The 22,473-nt window shown below is 68.8% G+C and carries 21 protein-coding genes and 1 pseudogene; 8 read left to right on the forward strand and 14 right to left on the reverse strand.

Annotated features, from left to right (window positions below; translation table 11 throughout):
* The first annotated feature begins 36 nt into the window (after positions 1–36).
* Positions 37–924: a LysR family transcriptional regulator gene (locus tag AMYNI_RS0125530; RefSeq protein ID WP_020670909.1), complete on the forward strand. Its 888-nt coding sequence runs from the start codon at positions 37–39 to the stop codon at positions 922–924.
* A 196-nt stretch (positions 925–1,120) separates the two neighbouring features.
* Here AMYNI_RS0125530 and AMYNI_RS0125540 read toward each other — a convergent pair whose 3' ends face one another.
* From AMYNI_RS0125540 to AMYNI_RS0125550, 3 genes are all read right to left on the reverse strand, one after another.
* Positions 1,121–1,963, reverse strand: coding sequence for an alpha/beta fold hydrolase (locus AMYNI_RS0125540; protein WP_020670911.1), 843 nt, complete (start codon positions 1,961–1,963; stop codon positions 1,121–1,123).
* A 52-nt stretch (positions 1,964–2,015) separates the two neighbouring features.
* Positions 2,016–2,654, reverse strand: a complete 639-nt coding sequence (locus tag AMYNI_RS0125545; protein WP_040405956.1) for an SRPBCC family protein — start codon at positions 2,652–2,654, stop codon at positions 2,016–2,018.
* Between the two features lie 110 nt (positions 2,655–2,764).
* Positions 2,765–3,700, reverse strand: a complete 936-nt coding sequence (locus AMYNI_RS0125550) for a GlxA family transcriptional regulator (RefSeq protein ID WP_020670913.1) — start codon at positions 3,698–3,700, stop codon at positions 2,765–2,767.
* 72 nt (positions 3,701–3,772) lie between these two features.
* On the opposite strand from AMYNI_RS0125550, the gene AMYNI_RS0125555 reads away from it, so the two are divergent.
* Positions 3,773–4,108: a cupin domain-containing protein gene (locus tag AMYNI_RS0125555; RefSeq protein WP_020670914.1), complete on the forward strand. Its 336-nt coding sequence runs from the start codon at positions 3,773–3,775 to the stop codon at positions 4,106–4,108.
* A gap of 88 nt (positions 4,109–4,196) precedes the next feature.
* Positions 4,197–5,930, forward strand: a complete 1,734-nt coding sequence (locus tag AMYNI_RS0125560) for a CocE/NonD family hydrolase (RefSeq protein ID WP_157357483.1) — start codon at positions 4,197–4,199, stop codon at positions 5,928–5,930.
* Positions 5,931–6,209: 279 nt separating this feature from the next.
* Here the strand turns inward: AMYNI_RS0125560 and AMYNI_RS49625 are convergent.
* The 5 genes and pseudogenes from AMYNI_RS49625 to AMYNI_RS0125580 all read right to left on the reverse strand — a co-directional run.
* Positions 6,210–6,320: pseudogene (locus tag AMYNI_RS49625) on the reverse strand (IS5 family transposase); the annotation flags it as partial.
* A 148-nt stretch (positions 6,321–6,468) separates the two neighbouring features.
* Positions 6,469–7,704, reverse strand: coding sequence for an HNH endonuclease signature motif containing protein (locus AMYNI_RS48385; RefSeq protein WP_084628467.1), 1,236 nt, complete (start codon positions 7,702–7,704; stop codon positions 6,469–6,471).
* Positions 7,705–7,810: 106 nt separating this feature from the next.
* Entirely contained in the window at positions 7,811–8,386 is a 576-nt protein-coding gene (locus AMYNI_RS0125570; RefSeq protein ID WP_020670917.1) for a GNAT family N-acetyltransferase, read from the reverse strand.
* A gap of 91 nt (positions 8,387–8,477) precedes the next feature.
* Positions 8,478–11,462: a CARDB domain-containing protein gene (locus tag AMYNI_RS0125575; RefSeq protein WP_020670918.1), complete on the reverse strand. Its 2,985-nt coding sequence runs from the start codon at positions 11,460–11,462 to the stop codon at positions 8,478–8,480.
* 102 nt (positions 11,463–11,564) lie between these two features.
* A complete protein-coding gene (locus AMYNI_RS0125580) occupies positions 11,565–12,134 on the reverse strand; it encodes a TetR/AcrR family transcriptional regulator (RefSeq protein ID WP_020670919.1) in 570 nt (189 codons plus the stop codon).
* 97 nt (positions 12,135–12,231) lie between these two features.
* On the opposite strand from AMYNI_RS0125580, the gene AMYNI_RS0125585 reads away from it, so the two are divergent.
* Together AMYNI_RS0125585 and AMYNI_RS0125590 are read left to right on the forward strand one after the other, a co-directional pair.
* On the forward strand, positions 12,232–12,969 hold the full coding sequence (locus tag AMYNI_RS0125585; protein WP_020670920.1) for an SDR family oxidoreductase: 738 nt from the start codon (positions 12,232–12,234) through the stop codon (positions 12,967–12,969).
* Between the two features lie 43 nt (positions 12,970–13,012).
* Positions 13,013–16,168 (forward strand): ATP-binding protein, encoded by a 3,156-nt coding sequence (locus tag AMYNI_RS0125590; RefSeq protein ID WP_026360920.1) that lies wholly within the window; start codon positions 13,013–13,015, stop codon positions 16,166–16,168.
* On the opposite strand, the gene AMYNI_RS0125595 is transcribed toward AMYNI_RS0125590, so the two are convergent.
* The 6 genes from AMYNI_RS0125595 to AMYNI_RS0125620 all read right to left on the reverse strand — a co-directional run bounded on the left by AMYNI_RS0125595 (position 16,152) and on the right by AMYNI_RS0125620 (position 20,855).
* Complete coding sequence (locus AMYNI_RS0125595) at positions 16,152–16,901, reverse strand: ABC transporter permease (protein WP_040405959.1); 750 nt, start codon at positions 16,899–16,901, stop codon at positions 16,152–16,154. The two genes, AMYNI_RS0125590 and AMYNI_RS0125595, sit on opposite strands and share 17 nt — an antisense overlap.
* A complete protein-coding gene (locus tag AMYNI_RS0125600; protein ID WP_020670923.1) occupies positions 16,898–17,836 on the reverse strand; it encodes a daunorubicin resistance protein DrrA family ABC transporter ATP-binding protein in 939 nt (312 codons plus the stop codon). The genes AMYNI_RS0125595 and AMYNI_RS0125600 overlap by 4 nt, the downstream gene beginning before the upstream one ends.
* Complete coding sequence (locus AMYNI_RS0125605; RefSeq protein ID WP_026360921.1) at positions 17,833–19,056, reverse strand: cytochrome P450; 1,224 nt, start codon at positions 19,054–19,056, stop codon at positions 17,833–17,835. The genes AMYNI_RS0125600 and AMYNI_RS0125605 overlap by 4 nt, the downstream gene beginning before the upstream one ends.
* A gap of 126 nt (positions 19,057–19,182) precedes the next feature.
* Positions 19,183–20,106 (reverse strand): YDG/SRA domain-containing protein, encoded by a 924-nt coding sequence (locus AMYNI_RS49630; protein WP_281170296.1) that lies wholly within the window; start codon positions 20,104–20,106, stop codon positions 19,183–19,185.
* Between the two features lie 108 nt (positions 20,107–20,214).
* Entirely contained in the window at positions 20,215–20,556 is a 342-nt protein-coding gene (locus AMYNI_RS0125615; RefSeq protein WP_020670926.1) for a cupin domain-containing protein, read from the reverse strand.
* Between the two features lie 26 nt (positions 20,557–20,582).
* Entirely contained in the window at positions 20,583–20,855 is a 273-nt protein-coding gene (locus AMYNI_RS0125620) for a hypothetical protein (protein ID WP_020670927.1), read from the reverse strand.
* 119 nt (positions 20,856–20,974) lie between these two features.
* On the opposite strand from AMYNI_RS0125620, the gene AMYNI_RS0125625 reads away from it, so the two are divergent.
* The 3 genes from AMYNI_RS0125625 to AMYNI_RS0125635 are packed head-to-tail and all read left to right on the forward strand — an operon-like array spanning position 20,975 to position 22,446.
* Entirely contained in the window at positions 20,975–21,316 is a 342-nt protein-coding gene (locus AMYNI_RS0125625) for an ArsR/SmtB family transcription factor (protein WP_020670928.1), read from the forward strand.
* 3 nt (positions 21,317–21,319) lie between these two features.
* Positions 21,320–21,826 carry an SRPBCC family protein gene (locus AMYNI_RS0125630; RefSeq protein WP_026360922.1) on the forward strand — a complete coding sequence of 169 codons (507 nt, stop codon included), beginning with the start codon at positions 21,320–21,322 and terminating at the stop codon, positions 21,824–21,826.
* The gene (locus AMYNI_RS0125635) at positions 21,826–22,446 is read left to right on the forward strand and encodes a dihydrofolate reductase family protein (RefSeq protein ID WP_020670930.1); all 621 of its coding nucleotides are present in this window, start codon (positions 21,826–21,828) and stop codon (positions 22,444–22,446) included. The genes AMYNI_RS0125630 and AMYNI_RS0125635 overlap by 1 nt, the downstream gene beginning before the upstream one ends.
* Positions 22,447–22,473 lie beyond the last annotated feature (27 nt).

Below are 22,473 nucleotides of genomic sequence, written 5' to 3' on the forward strand. Positions count from 1 at the left end.
GACCTTTTCTTGCTGAGTTCGCGTAGCATCGCTTGAATGTTGAGCCTCGAACGGCTCCGGGTGCTGCGGGCGGTGCGGGATACCGGATCGGTCCGGGGTGCCGCCGGGTCGCTGCACGTGACCACCTCGGCGATCTCGCAGCAGCTGGCCCGCCTGGAACGGGAAGCCGGACAGCAGCTGCTCGAACGGTTCGGCCGGGGTGTGCGGCTCACCAGTGCCGGGACGCTGCTGGCCGGGCACGCGGACCGGTTGCTCGGCCAGCTCGAGGAGGTCGAGGCCGACCTCGACCGGCACCGCGGCGCCGTGGCCGGGACCCTGATCGTGGCCGCCTTCGCCACCGCGGCCCGCGGGCTGCTGCCGGCCGCGCTGTCCGCCCTGCGCGCCCGGTACCCGGAGCTGGCGGTCCGGCTGGCCGAACAGGAACCGGCCGGAGCGATCGACGGGTTGAGCACGGGGGACTACGACGTCGCCGTGGTGCAGGACTGGCCGGACGACCCGCTGGACATCCCCGCCGGGCTGGCCAGCCGACGCCTGTGCACCGACGAGCTGGACCTGGCCGTGCCCGCGGGGCACCCGCTGGCAGACCGGGACGCGGTGGCACTGACCGAACTCGCGGGCGTGGCGTGGATCAGCTGGCCCGCCGACCAGTTCTGCCACGGCTGGCTGTCGCGGACGCTGCGCAAGCACGGCATGGCGGCGGACATCGTGCACACCGCGTCCGAGCACTCCACCCAACTGGCGTTGGTCGCCGCCGGACTGGGCGTTTCCGTGCTGCCCCGGCTCGGCCGGGAGCCGTTGCCCGACGCGGTGCGGGTGGTGCCGCTGCGCCCGGCGCCGCGGCGGCGGGTGTCCGCGCTCTGGCGGACCGGAGCAACCCGGCGTCCGGCGGTGCAGGCGATGCTGCGGCAGCTCGCCAACGAGTAGGTGTGCCGTCTCAGTGCTCCGGCGCGAGCAGCCAGGTGCCGACCTCGCTGAGCACGTCGGTGTCGTTGTCCTCGCCGACCATGCGGCCAAGATCGGGGAAGGGAAACGTGCTCACCACAACCGAAGGCGCCCACCTCGCCACTACGCACTACCGCGACTGGCTGCGATCGCGCTGATCCGCCGCGCGCGTGCCCGCCTACAACGCGAGCATCGCCGCGGCGACCTCTTCGGCGGCCGTGTCGGGGATCGCGGTCGCGGCCTGTTCGAGCACGAGCAGCCGCGCGCCGGGGATCTCGCGTGCGAGTGCCTCGCCGTTGCCGACCGGGAAGAACGGATCGCGGCGACCGTGCACCACGAGCGCCGGTATCGCGAGCGCGGGCAGCCGCTCGCGCCAGCGCGGCGCGCAGTCGAGCCTGGCGAACACCATGCCCAGCTGGTTGGCCGCCTGTACCGCGGGCTCGGTGCCCGGGGTGCGGTCGAAGATGCGCTCGGCCCTCGCGCGTGCCGCGGCGGGGTCATCGCCGAGGATCTCCGCGCCGGCGGCGGCGAACTCCGCCACGGCGGCGCGGTCGGACCAATCAGGCGTCGGGCGCGCGAAGGCCCGCTTCATCGTCGCCGCGTCGTGTTCGGGCAGGTCGTCATCGGCCGGGCCTGGTGCGACGGGCCGGGTTCCGGCGAGGGTGAGTGCCGAGAACGCGTCCGGGTGGTCGAGCGCGGCCACCTGGGCGACCATCCCGCCGACGCCGATGCCCGCCAGCTGTGCCGGGCGGTCGTCGAGTCCGCGGGCGAGCGCCGCGGCGTCGGCGGCGAGGTCGCGCAGCGTGTACGCCGGCGCCTCGGGGTCGACGGTCGTCGAAGCGCCGGAGTCGCGCAGGTCGTACCGCACCACCTGACGTCCGCCGCGCGCGAGCGCCTCGCAGAGCGCGTCGGGCCAGGACAGCATGGTCGTGCCGCCGGCGAGCAGCACGAGGGGTGCCGCCGCATCGCCGAAGTGCTCGACCCCGAGCGTGATGCCGTCGGGTGTGCGGAACGAGTGCATCGTCAACCTCCAGGACAGCCGCGTGATCGCGGCACACGCTACGCGCGAAACGTCAGTCGCAAGGGTTGGCCTCGGCCGCGGTCTTGAGGTCGCTGAGCCAGGCTTCGAGCCCCATGTCGCTGTTGGGGTCGGCCTGGGTGCCGGCGTGGCTTTCTTCGGTGCGGACGAGGACGCCGCCGGGGACCTTGACGAAGTTCCAGACGTGGACGCCATCGATGTGGTAGCCGGGGCCGTCGGCGGGACCGGTCCAGCGGATGCACTTGCCGTACTGGAGCTGCCGGACGGTGGAGTTGATGACCACCGTGCTGGGCGGGCTGGAGGGCACCTGGATGGTCGCCCGGAACTGTGAGTGCCTGCGCAGCGGGCCGTGGTCCAGGCGCTCCAGGGTCATGGGGGCGGCGGGTTTCTGCCAGGAGGGCCAGGCTTCCACGTCGGCCTGCAGGTTCCAGATGGTGCGCAGCGGTGCCTGGATGAAGGCTTCGGTCCGGTATCGGGCCTTGGCGGCAGGGTCGACGCCTTTGCCTTGGCAGGTCAGCGAAACCGGGCTGGTGCCGGGACCGGAGGTGGCGGCCTGTGCGGGCGCGGTGGTGCCGAGGACACCGGCGACGGCCAGCGGCACCGCGAGCAGGGCGGCACGCGCGCCAGTCCGGCGACGAGGGGTTCGCGAGGTGGTCGAGCGAGTACCGAGCATGATCCTTCTCCTTGGGTTATCGCTTATTGCTGTGGTTAGAAGCTATAACCGAGCCGTCGTGAGTGTCAATAGAAAAAGTAAGAGGGTCTAACTGGCCGTGGTGGCGGGCGTCACGTGATCCGGAACGCCCGCCGGTAGGCGCCCGGGGTCGTGCCCACCTGGGCGTGGAAACGGCGGCGCAGGTTGACCGCCGAGGTGAGGCCGACCCGGCTCGCGATCGCTTCCACCGACAGGTTCGTCTCCTCCAGCAGGGTGCGTGCCTCGGCTACCCGGCGGGAGAGCAGCCAAGCGCCCGGGCTCGAGCCGAGTTGGTCGGCGAAGCGCCGTGCCAGCGTGCGAGGTGAGACGTTGAGGTGTGCGGCCAGGTCGGCTACCGACAGCGGCGTCCCGAGGCGTGCGCCGGCCCATTCGAGGAGGCCGTCCAGCGCGTCCGGGGACGGGGGAGACGGCGCGTACTGCGCCTGGCCGCCTTCGCGATGCGGCGGCATCACCATGTGGCGCGCGATGAGGGCGGCGTGCGCGGCGCCGTGGTCCCGTCGGACGAGGTGCAGGCACAGGTCGATGCCCGCGCCCGCGCCGGCGCTCGTGGCGACATCGCCGTGGTCCACGTAGAGCACGTCCGGTTCCACGCGCACCAGGGGGAACTCCCGTTGCAGCCGTGCCGCGGCCTCCCAATGCGTGGTGGCCGAACGGCCGTCCAGCAGTCCGGTGCGGGCCAGCGCGAACGCCCCGGAGCAGATCGTGACGAGCCGCGCCCCGCGGGTGTGCGCTCGCAGCAGCGCCCGGCGTACTCCGGCGGACAGTGGTGTCTCCAACGGCGCCCAGCCCGGAATCAGCACCGTGTCCGCGGACGCGAGCGACGAAAGGCCCCGCGACACGGACATCGCGTACCCGGCCGACGTCGGTACCGGGCCGGGCTTCTCCGTGCACACCTCGAACTCGTAGTGCTGCGGCACCCCGGCCCGCCGCGTGCCGAAGACCTCGGCGGCGCAGCCGAGCTCGAACGTCGACTGCACCGGCCGCACCAGTGCCACCACGCGATGCATGGCACAAAAGTACTCCATGGTGTCCTTGTTGACACTGTCCCGTGGTGGCCCGAACGCGGCACCGTGGCAGGCATGCACCCCGAGATCCTCGCCCAGCAGGGCTACACCTCCGTCTCTGTCAAGGAATCCCCCGTCCGCGAGCTCTTCACCGGCATCCGGCTACGTCCTCTGTGGACAGGGCCGGGCGGCGCGCACGCCAACGTGCTGGAGATGGACCCCGGCACGTCGTGGCCGCATCGCGACGTCCACGAACCCGGTCCGGAGGAGGTCTACGTGGTCGCGGGCACGTTCAACGACGGCGCGCGCGACTACCCGGCCGGGACGTTCCTGCACGCCCCGGCGGGATCGTGGCACGTACCCGCGACCACGACCGGCTGCACGCTGTTCCTCTTCTACCCGGAAGGCTAGAAACCGGCCACACAAGTGACACCGCGTCATGGGAAGGGATGACGTCGTGGCACTGGCGGCTGCCCGCTGGTGCCGCTGGAATCTGGGCATGGCTTCGACACCCTTGATCGACGTTGCCCGGTTGAAACGCCCTCGTGCGATCGTGTGCGCCGCGGCCGCGCTGGCCGTCGCGCTGATCTGCACGGCGGCCGGTGCCGCCGTCGCGGCCGAGCCCGCCGCCGGTGATCCGGTTACGCATGAGGAGAACGAGCGTGTCCCCGAGGGCGCGGTGTGGACGCAGCACTACTTCCCGTCTTCGGACGGGTCCGATGTGGAGCTGCACGCCGATGTGCTGCTTCCGGAAGGGATGGCCGAAGGTGCGCGGGTACCGGTCATCCTGTCGGCCGGCCCCTACTTCGGGCACTCCGGCCAGTTGGCGCTGGAGGACTGGAAGCAGACCGGTCCTTCGAACCGGTTCAACGACTTCATCGAGGGCACCGATCTGTTCGACCGTGGTTACGCCTTCGTCATGGTGGACGTGCGCGGTTTCGGTGGCGCCACCGGCTGTCTCGACGCCGCTGGCCCCGGTGACCGAGCCGACGTCCGGGCGGCGATCGACTGGGCCGCGAGCCAGCCGTGGTCGACCGGCGCGGTGGGCATGTACGGCAAGTCCTTCGACGCGATCACCGGCCTGATCGGCAACAACCTGAACCAGGATGCGCTCAAGGCCGTGGTCGCGCAGGAACCGGTCTGGGACCTGTACCGCAACATCCGCTCGAACGGCGTGCCCCGCTCGACCACCGTCAGCGTGCCCGCTGAATACGAGAAGATCGCGACGCTGCCGCAACTGCCGGATGACGACGCCCGCTACCTGGCCAACGCCGGGTACGAGAACGCGCATCCGGAATGCGCGCTGCTGAACAGGATCGGGTACCAGACCGCCGACCCGGAGTCGCAGTACTGGAGGGATCGCGACTACGCGAACCTGGCCAAGGGCACCGACACCCCGCTGCTGTTCACCCAGGGCTTGCTGGAGTGGAACACCGAGCCCGAAGCGATGCAGGAGTTCCTCGACAACCACCACGGCCCGGAGCGCGGCTGGCTCGGCCCGTGGGAGCACGTGCGCGGCAACGACCGCACCGAGGACGGCCGCCTGAAGATGGGGCGCGGGGGCTGGTTCACCGAAACGATGTCCTTCTACGACCAGTACCTCAAGGGCATCGAACCCCCGGTCCAGTTCCCGGCCTACGCCGTCCAGGACAACACCGGCACCTGGCGCGCCCAGGACACCTGGCCGGTGACCGAGCGGTCCGCCACCGTCCCGCTCGGCGGAGGATCCTATGTGGACAAAGGCGGTGAGGCGGGTCCGGACGCCGGGAACAGCTTCTTCCAGTGGTCCACGCCGCTCACGCAGGCCACCCGGATCACCGGAACGCCGCGGATCTCCCTGAACGCCAAGGGATACGGCAATGTCATGGTCAAGCTGCACGACGTCGCCCCGGATGGCAATGCCGCCATGTTCGACGAGCAGGTCGCCACGATCAAGCCGGGTGAAACGGCCTTCGACCTCAAGTCGACGGACTGGACCCTGGCGCCGGGTCACTCACTGGCCGTCGAGATCGGCACTATCCAGGCCGGCGTCCTCGGCGACTGGATAGACACCCCCTCCAACGAAACGATCAACGTCGCCGACGCCCGGCTCGATCTGGCACTGGACGACACCGCCGACGACACCGCCACACCCGGCGAGCGGGCCCCTTACCTGGACGCCTACCTGCAGCTGAACACGAAGAAGCTGCCCATCGGCGAGGCCTCCTTCGCGATCCCGCCCGTCACCCGCTGACCCGGCGTCGCCGACACCTGACGGAGAAGGGAATGAGTAGCGTGGCCCTCTGCTCGACGGTGATCGAGGGGAAGCCCGCGCCTGTCGCGAATCGCGGCTGCGGGAGCGCAGGTCGAGCGAAACCTCGCTCAATGGGTGCTCAAGGTACGTGCGCTGGGAGTGACCTGGGCGCGCATCGGGGAGGCGATGGGGATGACCCGGCAGTCCGCGTGGGAGCGCTTCTCCGGCGAGGAAAGCTGGCTGAGACCGAGCCGGTTGGCACACTCGACCGCGTGGCGCCTTGTCAGGGATGGTGCAGCGGATGCCGCGCCGCCGCAGATAGGTGCGGTTCCTTCGGGAGGCATCCGCCTTGTCTGCGCGCACCCGATCGGGCCTGGTGCGCGGCATGCCCGGCCCAGGTCAATGCCGCCAGCCGGCGGGGCTGCGGGACCACCATGAGGGGGTGACCTGTTCTGGTGACCAGCGACGCGACGCTGTACCGGAGCGAAATTTTGCCTCGCGTCGCCTGCAAGGCGACCACCAACCCCGACCCGGATGGTTAGAAAGGTGGTGGCTCGTCGGTGAGCTTCGGTGGTGGCGGCGGATCGAGCAGTGGTTCGGGTCTGGTGGTGTAGGTGCGGCCGTTGGGGGTGGTGACCCTGAGATCGGCCGTTTCGGGATCGAACTCGAAGGTCCAGCCCGGCTCATCCTTCAACCGGTGGTGGTGGCGGCACAGGCAGCACAGGTTGTGGTCGCAGGTGTCCCCGTTTTCCGACCACGCGGTGCAGTGGTCGGCATCGCAGCGTTGCGCGGGGCGATTACAGCCCGGGGCACGGCAGGTGCGGTCACGCACTCGAACCAACTCGGCGAGATCGGCGGGTGGGCGGTAGCGCTTGCGGCCGATATCGCGGACAGTGCCCGATACTGGGTCGGTCAATACCTTCCGCCACACCGAGTTGGGTTGGTTCATGAGTTGGCGACCGAGGTCGCCGGGGATGGGGCCGTGGCCGACCAGCTCGCACCCGTCGTCGCGGATACCGAGGGCGGTGTCGAGCGGAATGTGGATGAACACCTGAGCGGCCAAGCCCTCCCAACCCTTACCGAGCAGTAGTTCCGCGAGTACATCGGCTCGGAGTTGGTCCATCGTGCGGGTTTCATCGCCACCCCGAAGCTTGCGGGCCAGCATGTCGATGCGGGCGTACACCGCGGTCGCGATCTCGACCGGAAGATACGCCCACAACGACGCCATCGCATCCGGCTCGTGGTGCAACTCAACCCGCCGCTGCTTCCTGCGGGCTTCAGCCCGCGCCCGCTGGCCTTCGGGATCGAGACTCGCCACCACCCGAGTGACCGTTTTCCGCCAGTTGCTCGGATTCTTCTCACCAATCCGCGCCGACAGAATCTCATCCGCCTGACGGGCTAAATCGTCCGACAACACCGCCACGCCATCAAAGGCTTGACGCGCCTTTTCGATATCCAACTCGCCCTCAGTCATCGCCGCCAGCAAACACGGCATCCGGGACACCAGCGCTTTCGCCAAGGCCACTCGGGTCGCGGTCGTTTCACGGGACAGCCGCAGCTCCGGCGCCAGCTCGTCGGCGACCCACCGCGCACCACCGCGGGCCCGGCTGACCTGCGCGATCGCGCGGGCCTGCACCGCCTGCATACGACAGATCGCCCGCCGAGCCGAGATCACCACCCCCACCGCCTGCGACACATCGAGCCGCTCGATCGACGCCGCATTCATCGACGACAACCAATCCGGCGGCAACATACTGAAATCAACATACAACATGCGAACCCCCGTAGTTTTGAATGTACCCCCATAATACCGCCGAACACCGACAAAAACCGCCAGAGGACAAACACGAAAGAGGGAAAAGCGCATGCCCTTCTCGTCGCTAGCCGACGTCGGCAAAGGGGTAGCGTGCGGTGAACTCGTTGATGGTCAGTCCCATAATCACGAGGTCGTGGCGGTGTCCGGCGAAGTATTCGTGGTCACGCAGCTGCCCTTCGAGCTGGAAGCCGAGCTTGCGGTGCAGCGCGATCGATGCTTCGTTGAAGGCGTACATGCTGACTTCGCATTTGTGGTAGCGACGTTCGCCGAACAGGTAGGTCATCAGCAGGATGGCGGCGTCGGTGGCGTAGCCGTGTCGTTGGTAGTCGTGGCCGATGCTGATTCCATAGCTGAAGCGGCCCGCGCGCTGGTCGGTGTCGTTGGCGGACAGGGTGCCGACGAGGGTCTGGTCGACGCGGGTTTCGATGGCGAGGCGGAACTCGTCGCCGGTCGCGTCCGCGGTGGCCTGGTTGGCTGCCCAGTCGCGGTAGCCGGCGGCCGAGCGGGGCGGATGGATCCGATCCGCGTTGCGCATATCCGCGGTGTGCTCGTCGAAGCGCTGGAGCGCCTTCCAGTCTTCGGGTTCGATGCCGCGCAGCCGGATCTTCCGTCCGGTCCAGATCGAGGTCATGACCGCCATCAGAGCAGAGATGCGCTGCGGGCGGTACTGAGATCCGCGGCCGGTCCGGTGCCGGGGCGGTCTGCCGCCCGCCCCGGCACCGGACTGTCGGTCAACTAATACGTCGGCCCGGGGCGGCCACCGCCGGTATCCGCTCGTGGTTGAGCACGAACTGCGAACCCGGCTCGATGGCGATGTCTCCCTTCGCCGAGTTCGTGACGGTCACGTTCGTCAGTGTCGCGCTGCCGCGGGCGCCGCTCATCGCGAGGATGCCGGCACCGTTGTTCGACTTGTCGACCTTGACATTTTCGATCGCGACGCCTGGCATGGTGCCGCCGCCGGTTTTGAACTGGATGCCGTCGTAGGTCGAGTCGTGGATCTCCGTGTCCCGCAAGGTGACCCCGGTGATGTCCTTGCCCTGCGCGAAGAACGTGATCGCACCGAACTGCTGCTGCTCGCCCCAGAATACACCGCCGCAGCGGTACAGGGCGTTGTTCGCGATCAGCGTCTGCCCGGAGAACGGCAGCGGATCGTGATCCGTCGCCAGCATGATGCCAGGGTAGTTCGCCGTGTCCGAGATGAGGTTGTTCTCGATCTTGTTTCCGTAGCCGCCGTAGATCGCAACCCCGTTGGCACGCCACGGAAGCTGGATCGTGTTGTTGGCAAAAACATTGTCGTGCGCAGTATCCGACGACGGATCACGCACGTACTGGTTGGCCCACACGGCGAGCGCGTCGTCACCGGTGGTGCGGAACGACGAATTGAACACCCGCGAGTTCCTGGAGCCGTTGGTGAAGTTGACGCCGTCGGCGTAGGTGTTCCTGATGCGCATGCCGCTGAACTCCAGGCCGTCGGCAGGACCCCACAGCGCCGGGATGTTGCTGTAGTCCCGGCCGACCCACGCCCCCACGTTCGCGTGCTCGATCCACACGTTCGTGATCTTCGTGCCGGTGCCGAACCGGCCGTTGAGACCGACCCCGCCTTCCGCGCCGCCGCCCCCGCCGCGGATCCGGCCGGACCCGAAGATCGCGATGTCCGAGATCTGGGTGTTCTTGTCGATGTCGAAACCGAAGTTGCCCTCGTGCGGGTGGTTGATACCGCCCGCGTCCTGCGGCTGGATCAGCGAATAGAGCTGCGAATGCCACATACCGGCACCGCGGATCGTCACGTTCGAGATGCCGATCTGGTTGTAGCCGCCGCTGTTCGGGTCGTCGGTCAGGATCTTCTGCTCCTGCCGCCACTGGCCGGCCGGGATCCACACGCAGCTGATGACGCCGTTCTGGTCGTCGGTGACCGCGCGCTGGATCGCCGCCGAGTCGTCGTTCCCGTCGTCCGGCACCGCGCCGTATTCGGTGATCGACGTGCAGTTCGCCGGTTTCTCCGCCGCCGGCGCGACCTGCTCCAGGTCGATCAGATCGACGATGTAGAACGCCGCGTTGTCCCCGCTGTCGCGCTGCAGCTTGAACTTCGTGCCCGGCGGGTAGGACTGGGACAGCAGCGCGTGCGATTCGTCGAACAACCGCCGCGCGTTGGCCTGCGGCGAGTTCGTCAGGCCCTCGGGGTCGTCGGTGCTGCCGTAGAGCCAGCTGTGCTTCGACGACAGCGTCAGCTTCTGCGCGAAAGTACCGTTGACATACAGGCTGATCGTCGCGTCCTGCCCGCCGCCGCCAGGGGCGTCCGGGATCGAGTTGCGCACCACGATCGAGTTCGCCTGGTTCGCCGAGGTGAACTCCACGTACTGGCCCTGGTTCGCCAGCCGCACGGACTCGCGGCCGGAGGACTCGGTCGCGAAGTTCGTGTGCCCGAAGGTCCGCAGCGGGTCGGCCGCCAGCAATTCGCCTTGGTACTGCGCGGCTTCCGCCTCGTATTCGACGTAGGGCACCGCCGCGCCGCGGCCCACCACGATCGTCGTCGAGAGCCCGTTGTTGGACTCGTTGGTCTCCTCGATCGTCCCCGTCGCGTCGGCCGTCGCCGTGAGCGTCGCGCCGCCGTTGCTGGCGGTCCACGTGCCTGACATCGCGACGTTCGCCGTGACCCCGGCCGCGATCGCGCCGGTGGCGGCGTTCAGCGTGGTGTCGGCGACGGCCAGTCGGGTCGTCGAAGCGCCCGCGCTGCTCGTGCCGCGGTTGTGCACCGCGACGGTGAACGACACCGCCGCCCCGGCCGCCGGGTTCGGCGGGTTCGACCTGATGCCGGTGACCTCGAGGTCCGGCCCCGGCGCCTGCGCGATCACGAGCGGTGTCGGTGAGGTGAAGGTGTTGTTGGTGTCGTCCTGCTCGACCACCGTGCCGGCGGGATCGACGGTCGCGGCAACGGCGTAAGTGCCTTGCGGCCGCGTTCCCGCGTTCACGGTCACCGTGGTGGACGCGCCGGCGGCGAGGGCGGGAACGGCCGCGTCGCCGACGACGGTGCCACCGAAGCGGACGTTCGCGGTTGTCGCGCCCGCGTTCGCGGTCCCCGCGTTCCGCACGGTCGCCGACACCGCGATCCGGCTGGTCTCGGTCGGGTTCTCCGGGGTCCAGGCCGTGCCGGTGACGACGAGGTCCGGGTTCGGCGCCGGGGTGCCGATCACCTGGAATTCGCCGACCTGGCCGCCCGGCGCGCCGGAGTTGGCGAAGAACTGCAGGCGCACCTCCGCCGCCCGCCCGCTGACCGGGATGGTCACCGAGTTCTGGTTGGTGGCCGGGTCGAAGCGGTGATCGGCACGCGCTGACAGGGAGGTGAACGCGGCGGCGCCGAGCTCCCGGCCGAGGACCTCGAAGTTCTGCGTCCGCGCGCCCCAGATCGCGTCCGGGTTGAGCTTCACGACGATCGAGCCGACGTCGGCGTTGGCGCCGAGCTTCACGGTCAGCGCGTGCGGGTAGCCCGCGGCGGACTCCCAGTACGTGCCGGTGTTGCTGTCATTGGCGTTGGCGGCGACGAAGTTGTGGACCGTCGAGGACGCCTCGATCGGCTTGCCGGCCGCGAGGTTCGCGGCAGTGGTGTCAGCGGTGCCCGGCGGTGGACCACTGGCCGCAGAGCCGACGGAGGTTCCGGTGATCGAAAGCCCTAACGCGAGGAAACCGGCGACGAGCCGGCGCAGGCGGATACGTGTCATGGCGTCATCTCTTCTTTGAGAGCAGCAGGGGAGGAGCCAGAGCCCTACGAGCATGCAACAACCAGAAGATCCAACGCAAGAACTTGACGAGGTTCAGAAAATTTACGACTGCTGTCGAGGGCGCAGACCGTCGACGATGACCGTGACGATCGTGTGCGCCCGCGTGTCCCACTCCGCTTCGGGTATGCGGGACAACGCCCCCAAGAGCAGGATGACGTCCGCGGCGTCGACCTCTTCGCGCACTTGGCCGGCGGCTTTTCCCTGATCGAGCAGCATGCCGAGCGCTTCGTCGAGCCGGTGGTGCTGGCCCGAGTAGAGGTCGCGCCAGGCCGATGCCTCGATCGCCGCCATGACACCGCGTTTGACCCGCGCGTACTCGACCAGCCGCTGCAGCCAGCAGGTCAGCGCCCGCAGCGGAGGATGCTCTGCCAGCAGCGGTGTCACGGCCTCGACGAGCTGGGTCAGCTCGTACCGGTACACCTCCGCCAGCAGGTGCTCGCGGGTCGGAAAGTGCCGATAGAGCGTGCCCTGTCCCACGCCGGCCGCCTTGGCGACGCCGTGCAGCTTCAGGTCGGCGGCCGCACCGTTGGACCTGCTCAGCTCGGCCCGCGCGACCTCGACGATGCGATCCCGATTGGCGACCGCGTCCGACCGGCGCTCACGACTCGACACGGCGCTACCTCACCTTCCCGTCTAGTAAAGCGGACAACTGCCCGGTACCGTGGAGTGGTAACCGGACAGTTGTCAGTTTAGGTCAGGAGGCGTCTCGATGAGCAGGCTGGACAAGGTCGTCGCGATCACCGGAGCCAGCAGCGGGATCGGCGCGGCGACCGCGCAGGAGCTGGCGACCCGTGGTGCGGCCGTCGTACTGGGTGCCCGGCGCACCGACCGGCTCGACTCGCTCGCAGCGCGAATCCGGGCCGAGGGCGGCCGCGCGGAGATCCTGGAAGTCGACGTCACCAGGCGCGCCGATCTCGAAGAGCTGGTGGGCCTGGCCGTGCAGCGGTTCGGCCGCCTCGATGTTCTGGTGGGCAATGCCGGAGTCGCCCGGATAGCGCCCATGGCGGATCTCGACGTGGACGACTGGGGCGCGATGATCGACGTCAACCTGCGCGGTGTCCTGCACGGCATCGCCGCCGCCCTGCCGGTGTTCCGCCGCCAGGGCAATGGGCACTTCATCACCACCGTGTCGACGTCGGGCCTCAAGATCGTCCCGTCGCAAGCCGTCTACGCGGGCACCAAGAACGCCGTGCGCACCCTGCTGGAAGCGCTACGCCAGGAGTCCACCGACGGCGTGCTGCGCACGACCTCCATCTCGCCGGGATTCGTGCGCACCGAACTCGTCGACCACATCGACGACCCCGGGCAGCGGGAGCAGGTCCAGCACACCATGGCGGCACTAGGCATCGGCCCCGATGCCGTGGCGCGCGCCATCGCGTTCGCCATCGAACAGCCCGATGACGTCGAAATCGGCGACCTGACCATCCGGCCAGCCAGACAAGGCTGATCGTCGCGCCGCGATGGCCGTCGCCCATGGCAAAATCGGCCAGGTGCTGATCGGGATGCTAGGGCCATTCGAGGTTCGAACGGACGACGGCGCCTTCGCCGACGTGCCGGGTGCCCGGTTGCGCGCGCTGTTGGCCGCCCTCGCGCTCGAACCTGGGCGCGTGGTCTCGAAGGCGACTTTGATCGACTGGATCTGGGCTGAGCAGCCGCCTTCCGAAGCGTCAAATGCCTTGCAGCGCTTGGTTTCCCGGCTTCGCAAGGTGCTGCCGGACGGGTTGGTCGATGGGCAGCCGGACGGCTACCGGCTGACGGTGGACCCCGACGCCGTCGATGCCGTGCGGTTCGAGCGGCTGGTCGGTCAGGCGCGTGGTGGCGACGATCCGCAGCGGGTGAAGCTGCTGCGTGAAGCCCTTGGGCTGTGGCGTGGCGGGGCCATGCAGGACGTCGGTTTGCCGGACAGCGCGGCGTTCGACGCGGCGGTCACCCGGCTCGAGGGGCTGCGCCTTGCCGCGATGGAGGATCGATTCGAGGCGGAGATCCGCCTCGACGGCGGTGCCGGGCTGGTCTCGGAACTGACCGACCTGGTGGTCGCGCATCCGATGCGAGAACGGCTCGCCGCCGCACTGATGCGTGCACTCGCCGCGGCCGGCCGCAACACCGACGCGCTGCTCGTGTACCAGCGCACGAAAGAAGCCCTGTCCGACGCGCTGGGCGTCGACCCATCCCCGGAACTGTCCACATTGCACGTCGCGCTGCTGCGGGGCGAGGTGGGACGGCGGGACGAGAACCGGAAGACCAACCTGCGTGCCGAGCTGACCAGCTATGTCGGCAAGGAGGCCGATGTCGCCGCGGTCCGCGAGCTCATCGCCGAACATCGGCTCACCACCCTGATCGGACCGGGCGGCTCGGGAAAGACCAGGCTGGCCACGGAAACCTCGCGCACCTTGCTCGGCGACCAGCCGGACGGGGTCTGGCTGGTCGAGCTCGCGGCCATCGGTACCGACGACGACGTGGCGCAAGCGGCGCTCACCGCGCTCGGTCTCCGGGACGAGTTGTTCGGCGACGCACCGAACGCGGAGCCGACGGAGCGGTTCATCGCCGCGGTCCGCGAGCGGGCGATGCTGCTGATCCTGGACAACTGCGAGCACGTGATCGAGACGGCGGCGGCGTTCGCCCACCGGGCGCTCGGGGAGTGCCGCCGGCTGCGGATCCTGGCGACGAGCCGGGAACTTCTCGGCATCACCGGTGAGGCGTTGTGGCCGGTAACGCCGCTGGCCTTGCCGGCGGCGGACGCCGGCCCGGACGAGATCGAGTCCGTGCCGGCCGTCCGACTGCTGCGTGACCGGGCGAGTGCGGTGCGCAAGGATCTCGGGGTCGGTGGGGATGGTGCCGCTCGCACCTCGTCGACGTTGGCGCACGTCTGCCGGGCGCTGGACGGGATGCCGCTGGCCATCGAGCTCGCCGCGGCCAGGTTGCGCACCATGTCCCTCGATCAGTTCGCCAGCCGGCTCGACGACCGGTTCCGCCTGCTGACCGGCGGCAGCCGCACCGCGCTGCCCCGGCACCGGACGTTGCGCGCGATGGTCGACTGGAGCTGGGAGCTGCTCACCGACGCCGAACGGACGGTCCTGCGCAGGCTCTCGGTGTTCTCGGGCGGGGCGAGCCTGGAAGCGGCCGAGCGGGTCTGCGCCGGCAGCGAAAGCACCGCGGTCGAGCCGGGGCAGGTGTTCGAGTTGCTCACCGCGCTGACCGAGAAGTCGTTGCTGGTCGCCGCGGGCGATGGCATATCGCGCTACCGGATGCTCGGCACGATCAAGGAGTACGCGGCGCAACGGCTCGCTGAGGCGGAGGAATCGGACCTGGCGCGCCAAGCGCATCTCGCCTACTTCACCGAACTCGCCGAGACCGCGGAACCGCAGCTTCGCCGTGCCGAGCAGCTGACCTGGCTCGCCACGCTCAACGCCGAGCACGGCAACATCAGTGCCGCGATGCGTGGTGCGCTCGCGGCCGGGGAGGCGCAGGCGGCGATGCGGCTTGCGGCGGGCACCGGCTTCTACTGGTGGTTCAGCGGGCGCAAGACCGAAGGCATCGAACTGATCACCGCGGCCACTGAGATGCCCGGTGAGGTGGACGACGAGACCAGGGCCATCGTATACGCGTTCGTCGTGGGATTCCTGAGTTCCGGGCGGGGGGCCGACCAGTACCAGGCGGAGGAATGGATCCACCAGGTTTACGAGATCAGCCTGCGGGGGCTGGGCCGCCACCCGGCGATCGGGCCGATCGTCTCGCTGGAGCGCTTGCTACGGGAGCCGGACGCGCCCCTGCGCGCGTGGGAACCCTTGCTGGACGACGAAGATCCCTGGGTGCGCGCACTGGGACGGCTGCACCTCGGCAGGACGCGGATCCACCTCGGCCACTCCGGGCGGGACGCGGAAGCGCACCTTGAGACGGCGCTTGCCGAGTTCCGGGCACTCGGCGAACGGTGGGGCATGTCGTTCGCCCTGACCGAGCTGGCGGATCGCATCGCCACGCGCGGCGAGTTCGCCGCCGCGTGCGAGTACCTGGAACAGGCGATCGCGGTCGTGACCGAGGTCGGTGCCATCGAGGACGCCATCCGGATCCGGTCGCGACAGGCGCAAATGTACTGGCTGCTCGGTGACGAGGACGCCGCTGCGGCCGCCATCACCGAGGCGGAACGGCGCGCCCAACGGGTCACCTGGCCGGAAGCGCTGGTGGAGCTGGCCCTGTCGAAGGCGGAACTCGCTCGCTGGCGAGGCGACGCCGAGGAGGCTCACCGGCAACTCGACATCGCGACGACCTTGCTCGGCGACAAAGCGGAGAACGTCCGCGCGGGGACGCACGACCTGCTGGGCTACCTCGCCGACGATCTCGGCGAGTCCCGCAAGCACCGCGAAGCGGCCTGGCAGGCGGCGGCCGAAGGGGGATACGCGCCCACGATCGCGCAGGTACTCGTCGGGGTCGCGGACCTGGCACTGCGCCGTGACCAGTACGAGCAGGCCGCGCGGCTGCTCGCGGCGAGTGCCGGCGTGCTCGGACTGCCGGATCGTGCCAACCCGGATGTGGCCCGGATCGAGCAGGCCGCGCGGAACCGCCTCGGCGACACGCGGTTCGCCGAGGCGGCTCGGGAGGGTGCGGAGACGAGCAGGGATCAGCTTGTCGAGGTCACGCTCGCTTCGTGAACGTGGCGCGCGCCCACAGGTAGCCGAGGAGAGCGATCCCGGCGCACCAGGCGATGGCGATGATCGCGTCGCCGGCGTCCGGTGCTCCGTTGAGCAACCCGCGGATGGTCTCGATGATCGGTGTGAAGGGCTGGTACTCCGCGAACTGCCGGAGGCCCGGCCCCATCTTCTCCGCCGGCACGATCGCGCTGCTGAAGAACGGCAACATGATCAGCGGCACCGAGGCCAGGCCCGCCGTCTCCGGGGACTTCGCCGCCATGCCCAGCGCGATCGTGAGCCAGCCCGCCGCGAAACCGAGCAGCACGACGATGCCGGCCACGCCGAGCCAGTCGAGGAAATCCGCCGCTGGGCTGAAACCCAGCAGGAAGGCAACCCCGAGCAGGGCTGCGATGGCGACCAGGTTGGTCAGCAGGCTGGCGACGACGTGCCCGGTCAGCACCGCGCCACGGGAGACGTCCATGACCTTGAACCGGCTGATGATGCCCTTCGTCATGTCGGAGTTCACCGCCGTCGCGGTGGACCCCAGCCCGTAGCAGACCGCCATCAGCAGCATTCCTGGTGTCGCGTAGTCGATGTAGTCGACACCGACGTTGAACGCGTCTCCCATCATGTACACGAACATGAACAACATCAGGATCGGCATCAGGACGGCGTTGAACACCGAGGTCGGGTTGCGGGCGATGTGCTTGAAGTTGCGGCGCAACATCACCGTCGAAGGGGACTGGGTGCTCATTTCGCGGCCCCCGTGGGGTGGCCCGTCAAGGCGAGGAAAACCTCGTCGAGGTCGGGTGTGTGCACGGAGAACTCCTCGGCGCTGAGCGAGTACTCGTCGAGCCGGCCCAGCAGCGCCCACAACGATTTCGTCCCGCCGTCGCTGGGCACCCGCAGGACCAGCGCTTCGTGGTCGCGAGTGGAGTCGGGGAAGAGCCGCGCGGCCGCGTCGAGTTGGGACGCGGTGCCGAACCGGAGCCGGACGTGCGTCCCGGGGAGCCGGCGTTTGAGGTCGTCGGGAGTGCCGTGGGCGACCAGGCGGCCCTGGTCGAGCACCGCGATCCGGTCGGCGAGCTGATCGGCTTCCTCGAGGTACTGGGTGGTGAGGAAGATGGTCACCCCGTCGGCCACCAGGTCGCGGATGATTGACCACATCGTGCGACGGCTGCGCGGGTCCAGTCCGGTCGTCGGCTCGTCCAGGAAGATGATCCGCGGGTTGCCGACGAGCGTCATCGCCAGGTCGAGCTTCCGGCGCATACCGCCGGAGTAGGTCGACGCTGGCTTGCCAGCCGACTCCACCAGATCGAACCGTTCCAGCAGTTCCGCGACGACCCGCCCGCCGTTCTCGGCCGGCACCCGGCTCAGATCCACCATCAGCCGCAGGTTCTCCTGCCCGGTCAGCAGCTCGTCCACCGCCGCGAACTGACCGGTGACCCCGATGACCGCGCGCACCGCCTTTGCCTCGGTCGCGATGTCGTGTCCGGCCACGCGTACCGTGCCGCCGTCGGCCTTCATCAACGTGGTCAGCACGTTCACCGTCGTCGTCTTGCCCGCCCCGTTCGGGCCGAGCAGGGAGAAAACCGTGCCCGCCCGAACGTCGAGATCGATCCCGTCGAGCACGACCTTGTCCCCAAAAGTCTTGCGCAGCCCGGAAACCGCGATCGCTGAACCGCTCACGGCGTTTCCGTCCAGGTGACCGGCAGCTCGTGGACGCCGTAGATGCGCATTTTGGTCCTGAGCTTCACCTCGTCGGCTGGGATGGCGAGTTCGAGGGTCGGGAAGCGGCGCAGCAGCCCTTCGAAACCGGCGCGCATCTCGACGCGGGCCAGTTGCTGGCCGAGGCATTGGTGGATGCCGTGGCCGAAGGACAGGTGCCCGCGGGCTTTGCGGCGCACGTCCAGGGTGTCGGGATTGTCGAAGCGCTGAGGGTCGTGGTTGGCGGCCAGCAGCGAGACGATGACGGTCGACCCCTCGCCGATCTTTTCGCCGCCGAGCTCGAGATCCTCGCTGGCGTAGCGGAAGAAGACGTCGGCGATGGACAGGTAGCGCAGGAGCTCCTCGACGGCGTCGGGCATCAGATCCGGGTTGGCACGCAGGTCGGCGAGCTGCTCGGGGTGCTCCAGCAGCGCGAAGGTGCCGAGGCCGAGCATGTTGGCGGTGGTCTCGTGGCCCGCGAGCAGCAGCAGGAAGCCGATGCCGGTCAGCTCCTCGATGCTGAGGTCCTCGTCGCGGGCCAGGTCGGACAGGATGTCCTCGCCGGGCTCGGCGCGTTTGCGCGTGACCAGTTCGGCCAGGAACGTGCTCAGTTCGGTGTAGGCGGCGATCTTCTCCTCGAACGGCAGCTCGGTGTTCAAGAACCTGTTGGTGTTGACCTGGAAGTTCTCCCGGTCGGTGTAGGGGACCCCGAGCAGTTCGCAGATCACCAGTGACGGCACCGGCAGCGCGAACTCCTGGACCAGGTCGACCGGCGGCGTCAGGCGCGCCAGCTCGTCCAGTTGCCGCTCGACGATGTCGTTGATGCCCTCTTCGAGCTGCTTCATGCGTTTGACGGTGAAGGCGCCGGTGAGCTTGCGCCGCAGCCGGGGGTGGTCCGGCGGGTCCATGGCGATGAACATGCCCGGCGGCTGCGGGGACGGTTCGGTGACGACGGGCATGCCGGGGATCTCGAACGGCTCGTGGAGCACGCCGAGGTCCTGGCGGGAGCTGAACCGGGTGTCGGCCATGAGCTGGCGGACCGCGTCGTAACCGGTGACGAGCCAGCCCTCGTGCCCGTCGGGGAAGACCATCGGACTGACCGGGCGAGCCTCTCGCAGCCGGGTGACCTCGCGGGGCGGGACGAAGGGACCCGCGTCGCGCTCGGTGGGAAGGCCATGCGGGACGGGCGGCGTTTCAGACATCGGGTTCCTCTCGTGGCGGTTGTTAACGGCCACGATTGCCGCCCGGACGGACATCCGGCTGACACGGCCCTGACACCGGCCACCCGGAGACGCGAGGCGAGTGCCCCTAGACGCTTGCGGACCTGGTCAGATCTTGGGTAGCCAGCGGGACTTGGCTGCTTCATGGTGGTCGTCGAGCGCTGCCGGGTCTGGCATGAGGTGGGTTGGAATCGCGAGCTTTCTGCCGGCAAGTGGCCCGTAGGTGGCGTGTCCGCGCAGGTTCGGGGCGACGACGATCGTGTTGCTCGAGGTGTCGATTGCGAGCAGCCCAGCGTCGAAGAGGTTGTGAATGTCCGACCGGAGCAGCAGTCCTTCGCTGCGCTTGTGGCTCTCATGTTCGGCAAACGCCCTGAGGTGTGCCGCTTGCAGCACCTCCTTCGGCGCCGGGCCGGTGACGGCGCAGGTCAGGCCGTACTTTTCCAGCAAGCCGGCGCGAAACTTCCGCTGGCCGCGGCGGACCTTGACCAGCGAGGTGCGCCGGCCGCCGGTCCAGGAGACGTTGTCGTCCTCGGTTTCGTCAGGATCTGATGTCGGCGCAGCCGCCGTTGCGGTGCCGAGCTTGACAAGGCGAAACCTCCAAATGCGGAAGCCGTCCTGCGCACGGGTCTCCGGCCAGACCTCGGTGACTCCGTAGAGGCCGTCATACCGATAGCCGCTCGGCGGCGAGTACTGCTTGGCGCCGTTCGAGCCGCGGATCACTCGAACGGGCTGTCGCTGCTCGTAGGCTCGCTTCAGGCCCGCGTTGCCCAAAACCAGTTTCTGGTCGGCTACGTGCCGCGTGCGCGAGTTCGGGTCGCGGCCGCCTTGCCCGGTGTAGATGATCTCGTCACCGGCGTCGCGATCATCGGCGTACCCGCCGTTCACCACGATCGAGTCAGAGCCGTCCTTGCCCCCGGAGATGCCCCCTTGCGAAGCGCGGTGCACGCCAGCCGCGTTCATCGCGTCGTAGTCAGGGAACGCGTCGCCGACGGACACCCCCGAGATTTCCCCATACCGAAGTCCACTTGCCACGAGAAGGAAGGCTACGGGCCGCGGTGTCCAGGCCGGATCTCAGGCTGCCAAACACTTTGTTCGATCCAGCGGGAACAGGCGCAGGAACTCAAGTGACCGTCGCCCTTGTCAATGAGCGGGCACCGACACGCAGACCATTGTGGTGTCCTCGATGGCCTCGACGACCCCGGGCGCCTGCTCCGGAACGTGCACGAAGTCGCCTGCGCGCACTGTCACGGCGTCGCTCCCGGCGCCCACTCGTAGCGCTCCGCTGAGGACCACCCAGACCTCCGCGTAGGAGGCCGGCAGGTCGGCGTGCGCTCCCGCGTGGAAGAACGACGTGTAGGCGCTCATCGACGTGCCGGCCTCTTTGCCGAGGGCGGGTGCGATGAGGATCTGGTCGCCGAAGCGGACGGCGTCGTCGCCGATCGCCGAGCTGAACTTGCGGGCCCGCGAGGGCGTGACAGCCATGTCGAAACCTCACTCCCCACGAGTGGTCAGGCGTCGAGCTCGGTCGCGGCGACGGCGTGCACGGGTGGGGCCTGGATCCCGAGCTCCCGCGCGATGGCTGGGATCTCAGGGTCCGCGAGGAACTTGTCGTAGTCCTTCGTGTCCCAGTCGAAGACGGACCACACCCGGTGCGCGTCGTCGGGATCGAAATAGACCCGAGCGCCCCGGCAGCCGTGCTCTCGCCGCTTCTCCGCGCCGACGGTCTCGAAGACGTGCAGGAACCGATCTGGGTCGGCAACCCTGGCGATGGTGACGATCACTACCTGCTCCTCAGCGCCGTGGACGACTTCCACCAGTCGATCAGAACCGTAAAACCTCGACTCGGATCGAGGTCAAGCGCCGGCTTGACACATTCCGATATGGGCATATGATTGCCGCCATGGCACGAGCAGCGACGACGTCGGACGCGTTCAACGCGATCGCCGAGCCGCAGCGCCGGGACATCCTGGCGCTGCTGCGGGCGGGTGAGCGGCCGGTGACCGACCTGGCCCAGGAGCTGGGGATGAGCCAGCCGCGGGCGTCCAAGCACCTGCGGGTGCTCCGGGAGGTCGGGTTGGTGCGGGACCGCAAGGCAGGCAAGCAGCGCCTGTACGGCCTGGACGCCCGCGGGCTGCGGCCGGTCCACGAGTGGGTCGGCGGGTTCGAGCGGTTCTGGAACGAGAGTTTCGACCGGCTGGACAACTACGTGCAGGACCTGAAGCAGACACGACAGGAGGAATGACCGATGGCAGGGGCAAGGCAAGAAGCGCGGGCAGAGCCGGTGACGGCCGACCGGGAGATCGTGCTCTCCCGGGTCATCGACGCCCCGCGGGAGTTGGTGTTCGAGGCGTTCACCGAGGTGCGGCACCTGTCGCAGTGGTGGGGTCCGGAGGGGTTCACCACCACAACGCGGTCCTTCGAGTTCCGCGTCGGCGGGGAGTGGAACTTCGTGATGCACGGACCGGACGGGACGGACTACCAGGAGTGGATCTCCTGGACCGAGCTCGCGCCGCCGGAGCGGATCGAGTTCATCCACGGTGAGTCCCGCGATGACCCGAACGCTTTCGAGTCGATCCTCACGTTCGCGCCCGACGGTGCGGCGACCCGGATCGAGATGCGCACGGTGTTCCCCACCAAGGAACTGCGCGACGAGGCGGCCGAGAAGTACCACGCGATCGAGGGCGGCCAGCAGACCCTGAGCAACCTGGCTGCCTACGTCACCGAGATCGTTCGGAAGGGAGCGGAGGACTGATGGCCGGGAAGGTGTTCTTCAGCGTGTCGATGTCGCTGGACGGGTTCATCGCCCCCGAGTCCATAGCGGACTTGATGGGGCGGCAGTGGATGGAACTGCAGCGGTGGGTCTTCCCGCAGCGGTTCTTCCGGGAGAACCTGAAGCTCGGCGGGGGCGGCGAGGAAGGGCGCGACAACGACATCGTGCGGGAGACGTTTGAGCGCACCGGCGCGAGCGTGATGGGCAAGCGCATGTTCGACGCCGGCGAGCCCGCTTGGCCGGAAGAGGCACCGTTCCACACCCCGGTCTTCGTTGTGACACACGAGAAGCGCGACCCCTGGGAGCGGCCAGGTGGGACCACGTTCCACTTCGTGAACGACGGCATCGAGTCCGCGCTCGACCAGGCCCGTGCGGCCGCCGGCGACCGGGACGTCCGCATCGCGGGCGGCGGTGCGACGATCCTGGAGTACGTGAACGCCGGCCTGATCGACGAATTTTCGATCGCGTTGTCGCCCGTGCTGTTCGGCTCCGGAATCCGCCTGTTCGAGGGCGTGGACGCGGGCCGCGTTGCCCTGGAGCCGGTCCGCGCGGAGCCCTCCCCGAGGGTGACGCACCTGACCTACGCCGTGCACCCGCGGTAGCCGCGCCTCGGAGCTCATTTCCGTGGC

Origin of the sequence: Amycolatopsis nigrescens CSC17Ta-90 (assembly GCF_000384315.1) — a bacterium.
Lineage (GTDB): Bacteria > Actinomycetota > Actinomycetes > Mycobacteriales > Pseudonocardiaceae > Amycolatopsis > Amycolatopsis nigrescens.

Coding starts and splice junctions, on each gene's coding strand:
- AMYNI_RS48385 (WP_084628467.1), bottom strand. CDS start 7,704: ATGTTGTATGTTGATTTCAGTATGTTGCCGCCGGATTGGTTGTCGTCG.
- AMYNI_RS0125550 (WP_020670913.1), bottom strand. CDS start 3,700: ATGCATCGCGTGGTGGCACTGGTGCGGCCGGTGCAGTCGACGTTCGAG.
- AMYNI_RS0125595 (WP_040405959.1), bottom strand. CDS start 16,901: ATGAGCACCCAGTCCCCTTCGACGGTGATGTTGCGCCGCAACTTCAAG.
- AMYNI_RS0125560 (WP_157357483.1), top strand. CDS start 4,197: ATGGCTTCGACACCCTTGATCGACGTTGCCCGGTTGAAACGCCCTCGT.
- AMYNI_RS0125570 (WP_020670917.1), bottom strand. CDS start 8,386: ATGGCGGTCATGACCTCGATCTGGACCGGACGGAAGATCCGGCTGCGC.
- AMYNI_RS0125555 (WP_020670914.1), top strand. CDS start 3,773: ATGCACCCCGAGATCCTCGCCCAGCAGGGCTACACCTCCGTCTCTGTC.
- AMYNI_RS0125545 (WP_040405956.1), bottom strand. CDS start 2,654: ATGCTCGGTACTCGCTCGACCACCTCGCGAACCCCTCGTCGCCGGACT.
- AMYNI_RS0125635 (WP_020670930.1), top strand. CDS start 21,826: ATGGCCGGGAAGGTGTTCTTCAGCGTGTCGATGTCGCTGGACGGGTTC.
- AMYNI_RS0125540 (WP_020670911.1), bottom strand. CDS start 1,963: ATGCACTCGTTCCGCACACCCGACGGCATCACGCTCGGGGTCGAGCAC.
- AMYNI_RS0125605 (WP_026360921.1), bottom strand. CDS start 19,056: ATGTCTGAAACGCCGCCCGTCCCGCATGGCCTTCCCACCGAGCGCGAC.
- AMYNI_RS0125585 (WP_020670920.1), top strand. CDS start 12,232: ATGAGCAGGCTGGACAAGGTCGTCGCGATCACCGGAGCCAGCAGCGGG.
- AMYNI_RS0125625 (WP_020670928.1), top strand. CDS start 20,975: ATGGCACGAGCAGCGACGACGTCGGACGCGTTCAACGCGATCGCCGAG.
- AMYNI_RS0125630 (WP_026360922.1), top strand. CDS start 21,320: ATGGCAGGGGCAAGGCAAGAAGCGCGGGCAGAGCCGGTGACGGCCGAC.
- AMYNI_RS0125615 (WP_020670926.1), bottom strand. CDS start 20,556: ATGGCTGTCACGCCCTCGCGGGCCCGCAAGTTCAGCTCGGCGATCGGC.
- AMYNI_RS0125575 (WP_020670918.1), bottom strand. CDS start 11,462: ATGACACGTATCCGCCTGCGCCGGCTCGTCGCCGGTTTCCTCGCGTTA.
- AMYNI_RS0125530 (WP_020670909.1), top strand. CDS start 37: ATGTTGAGCCTCGAACGGCTCCGGGTGCTGCGGGCGGTGCGGGATACC.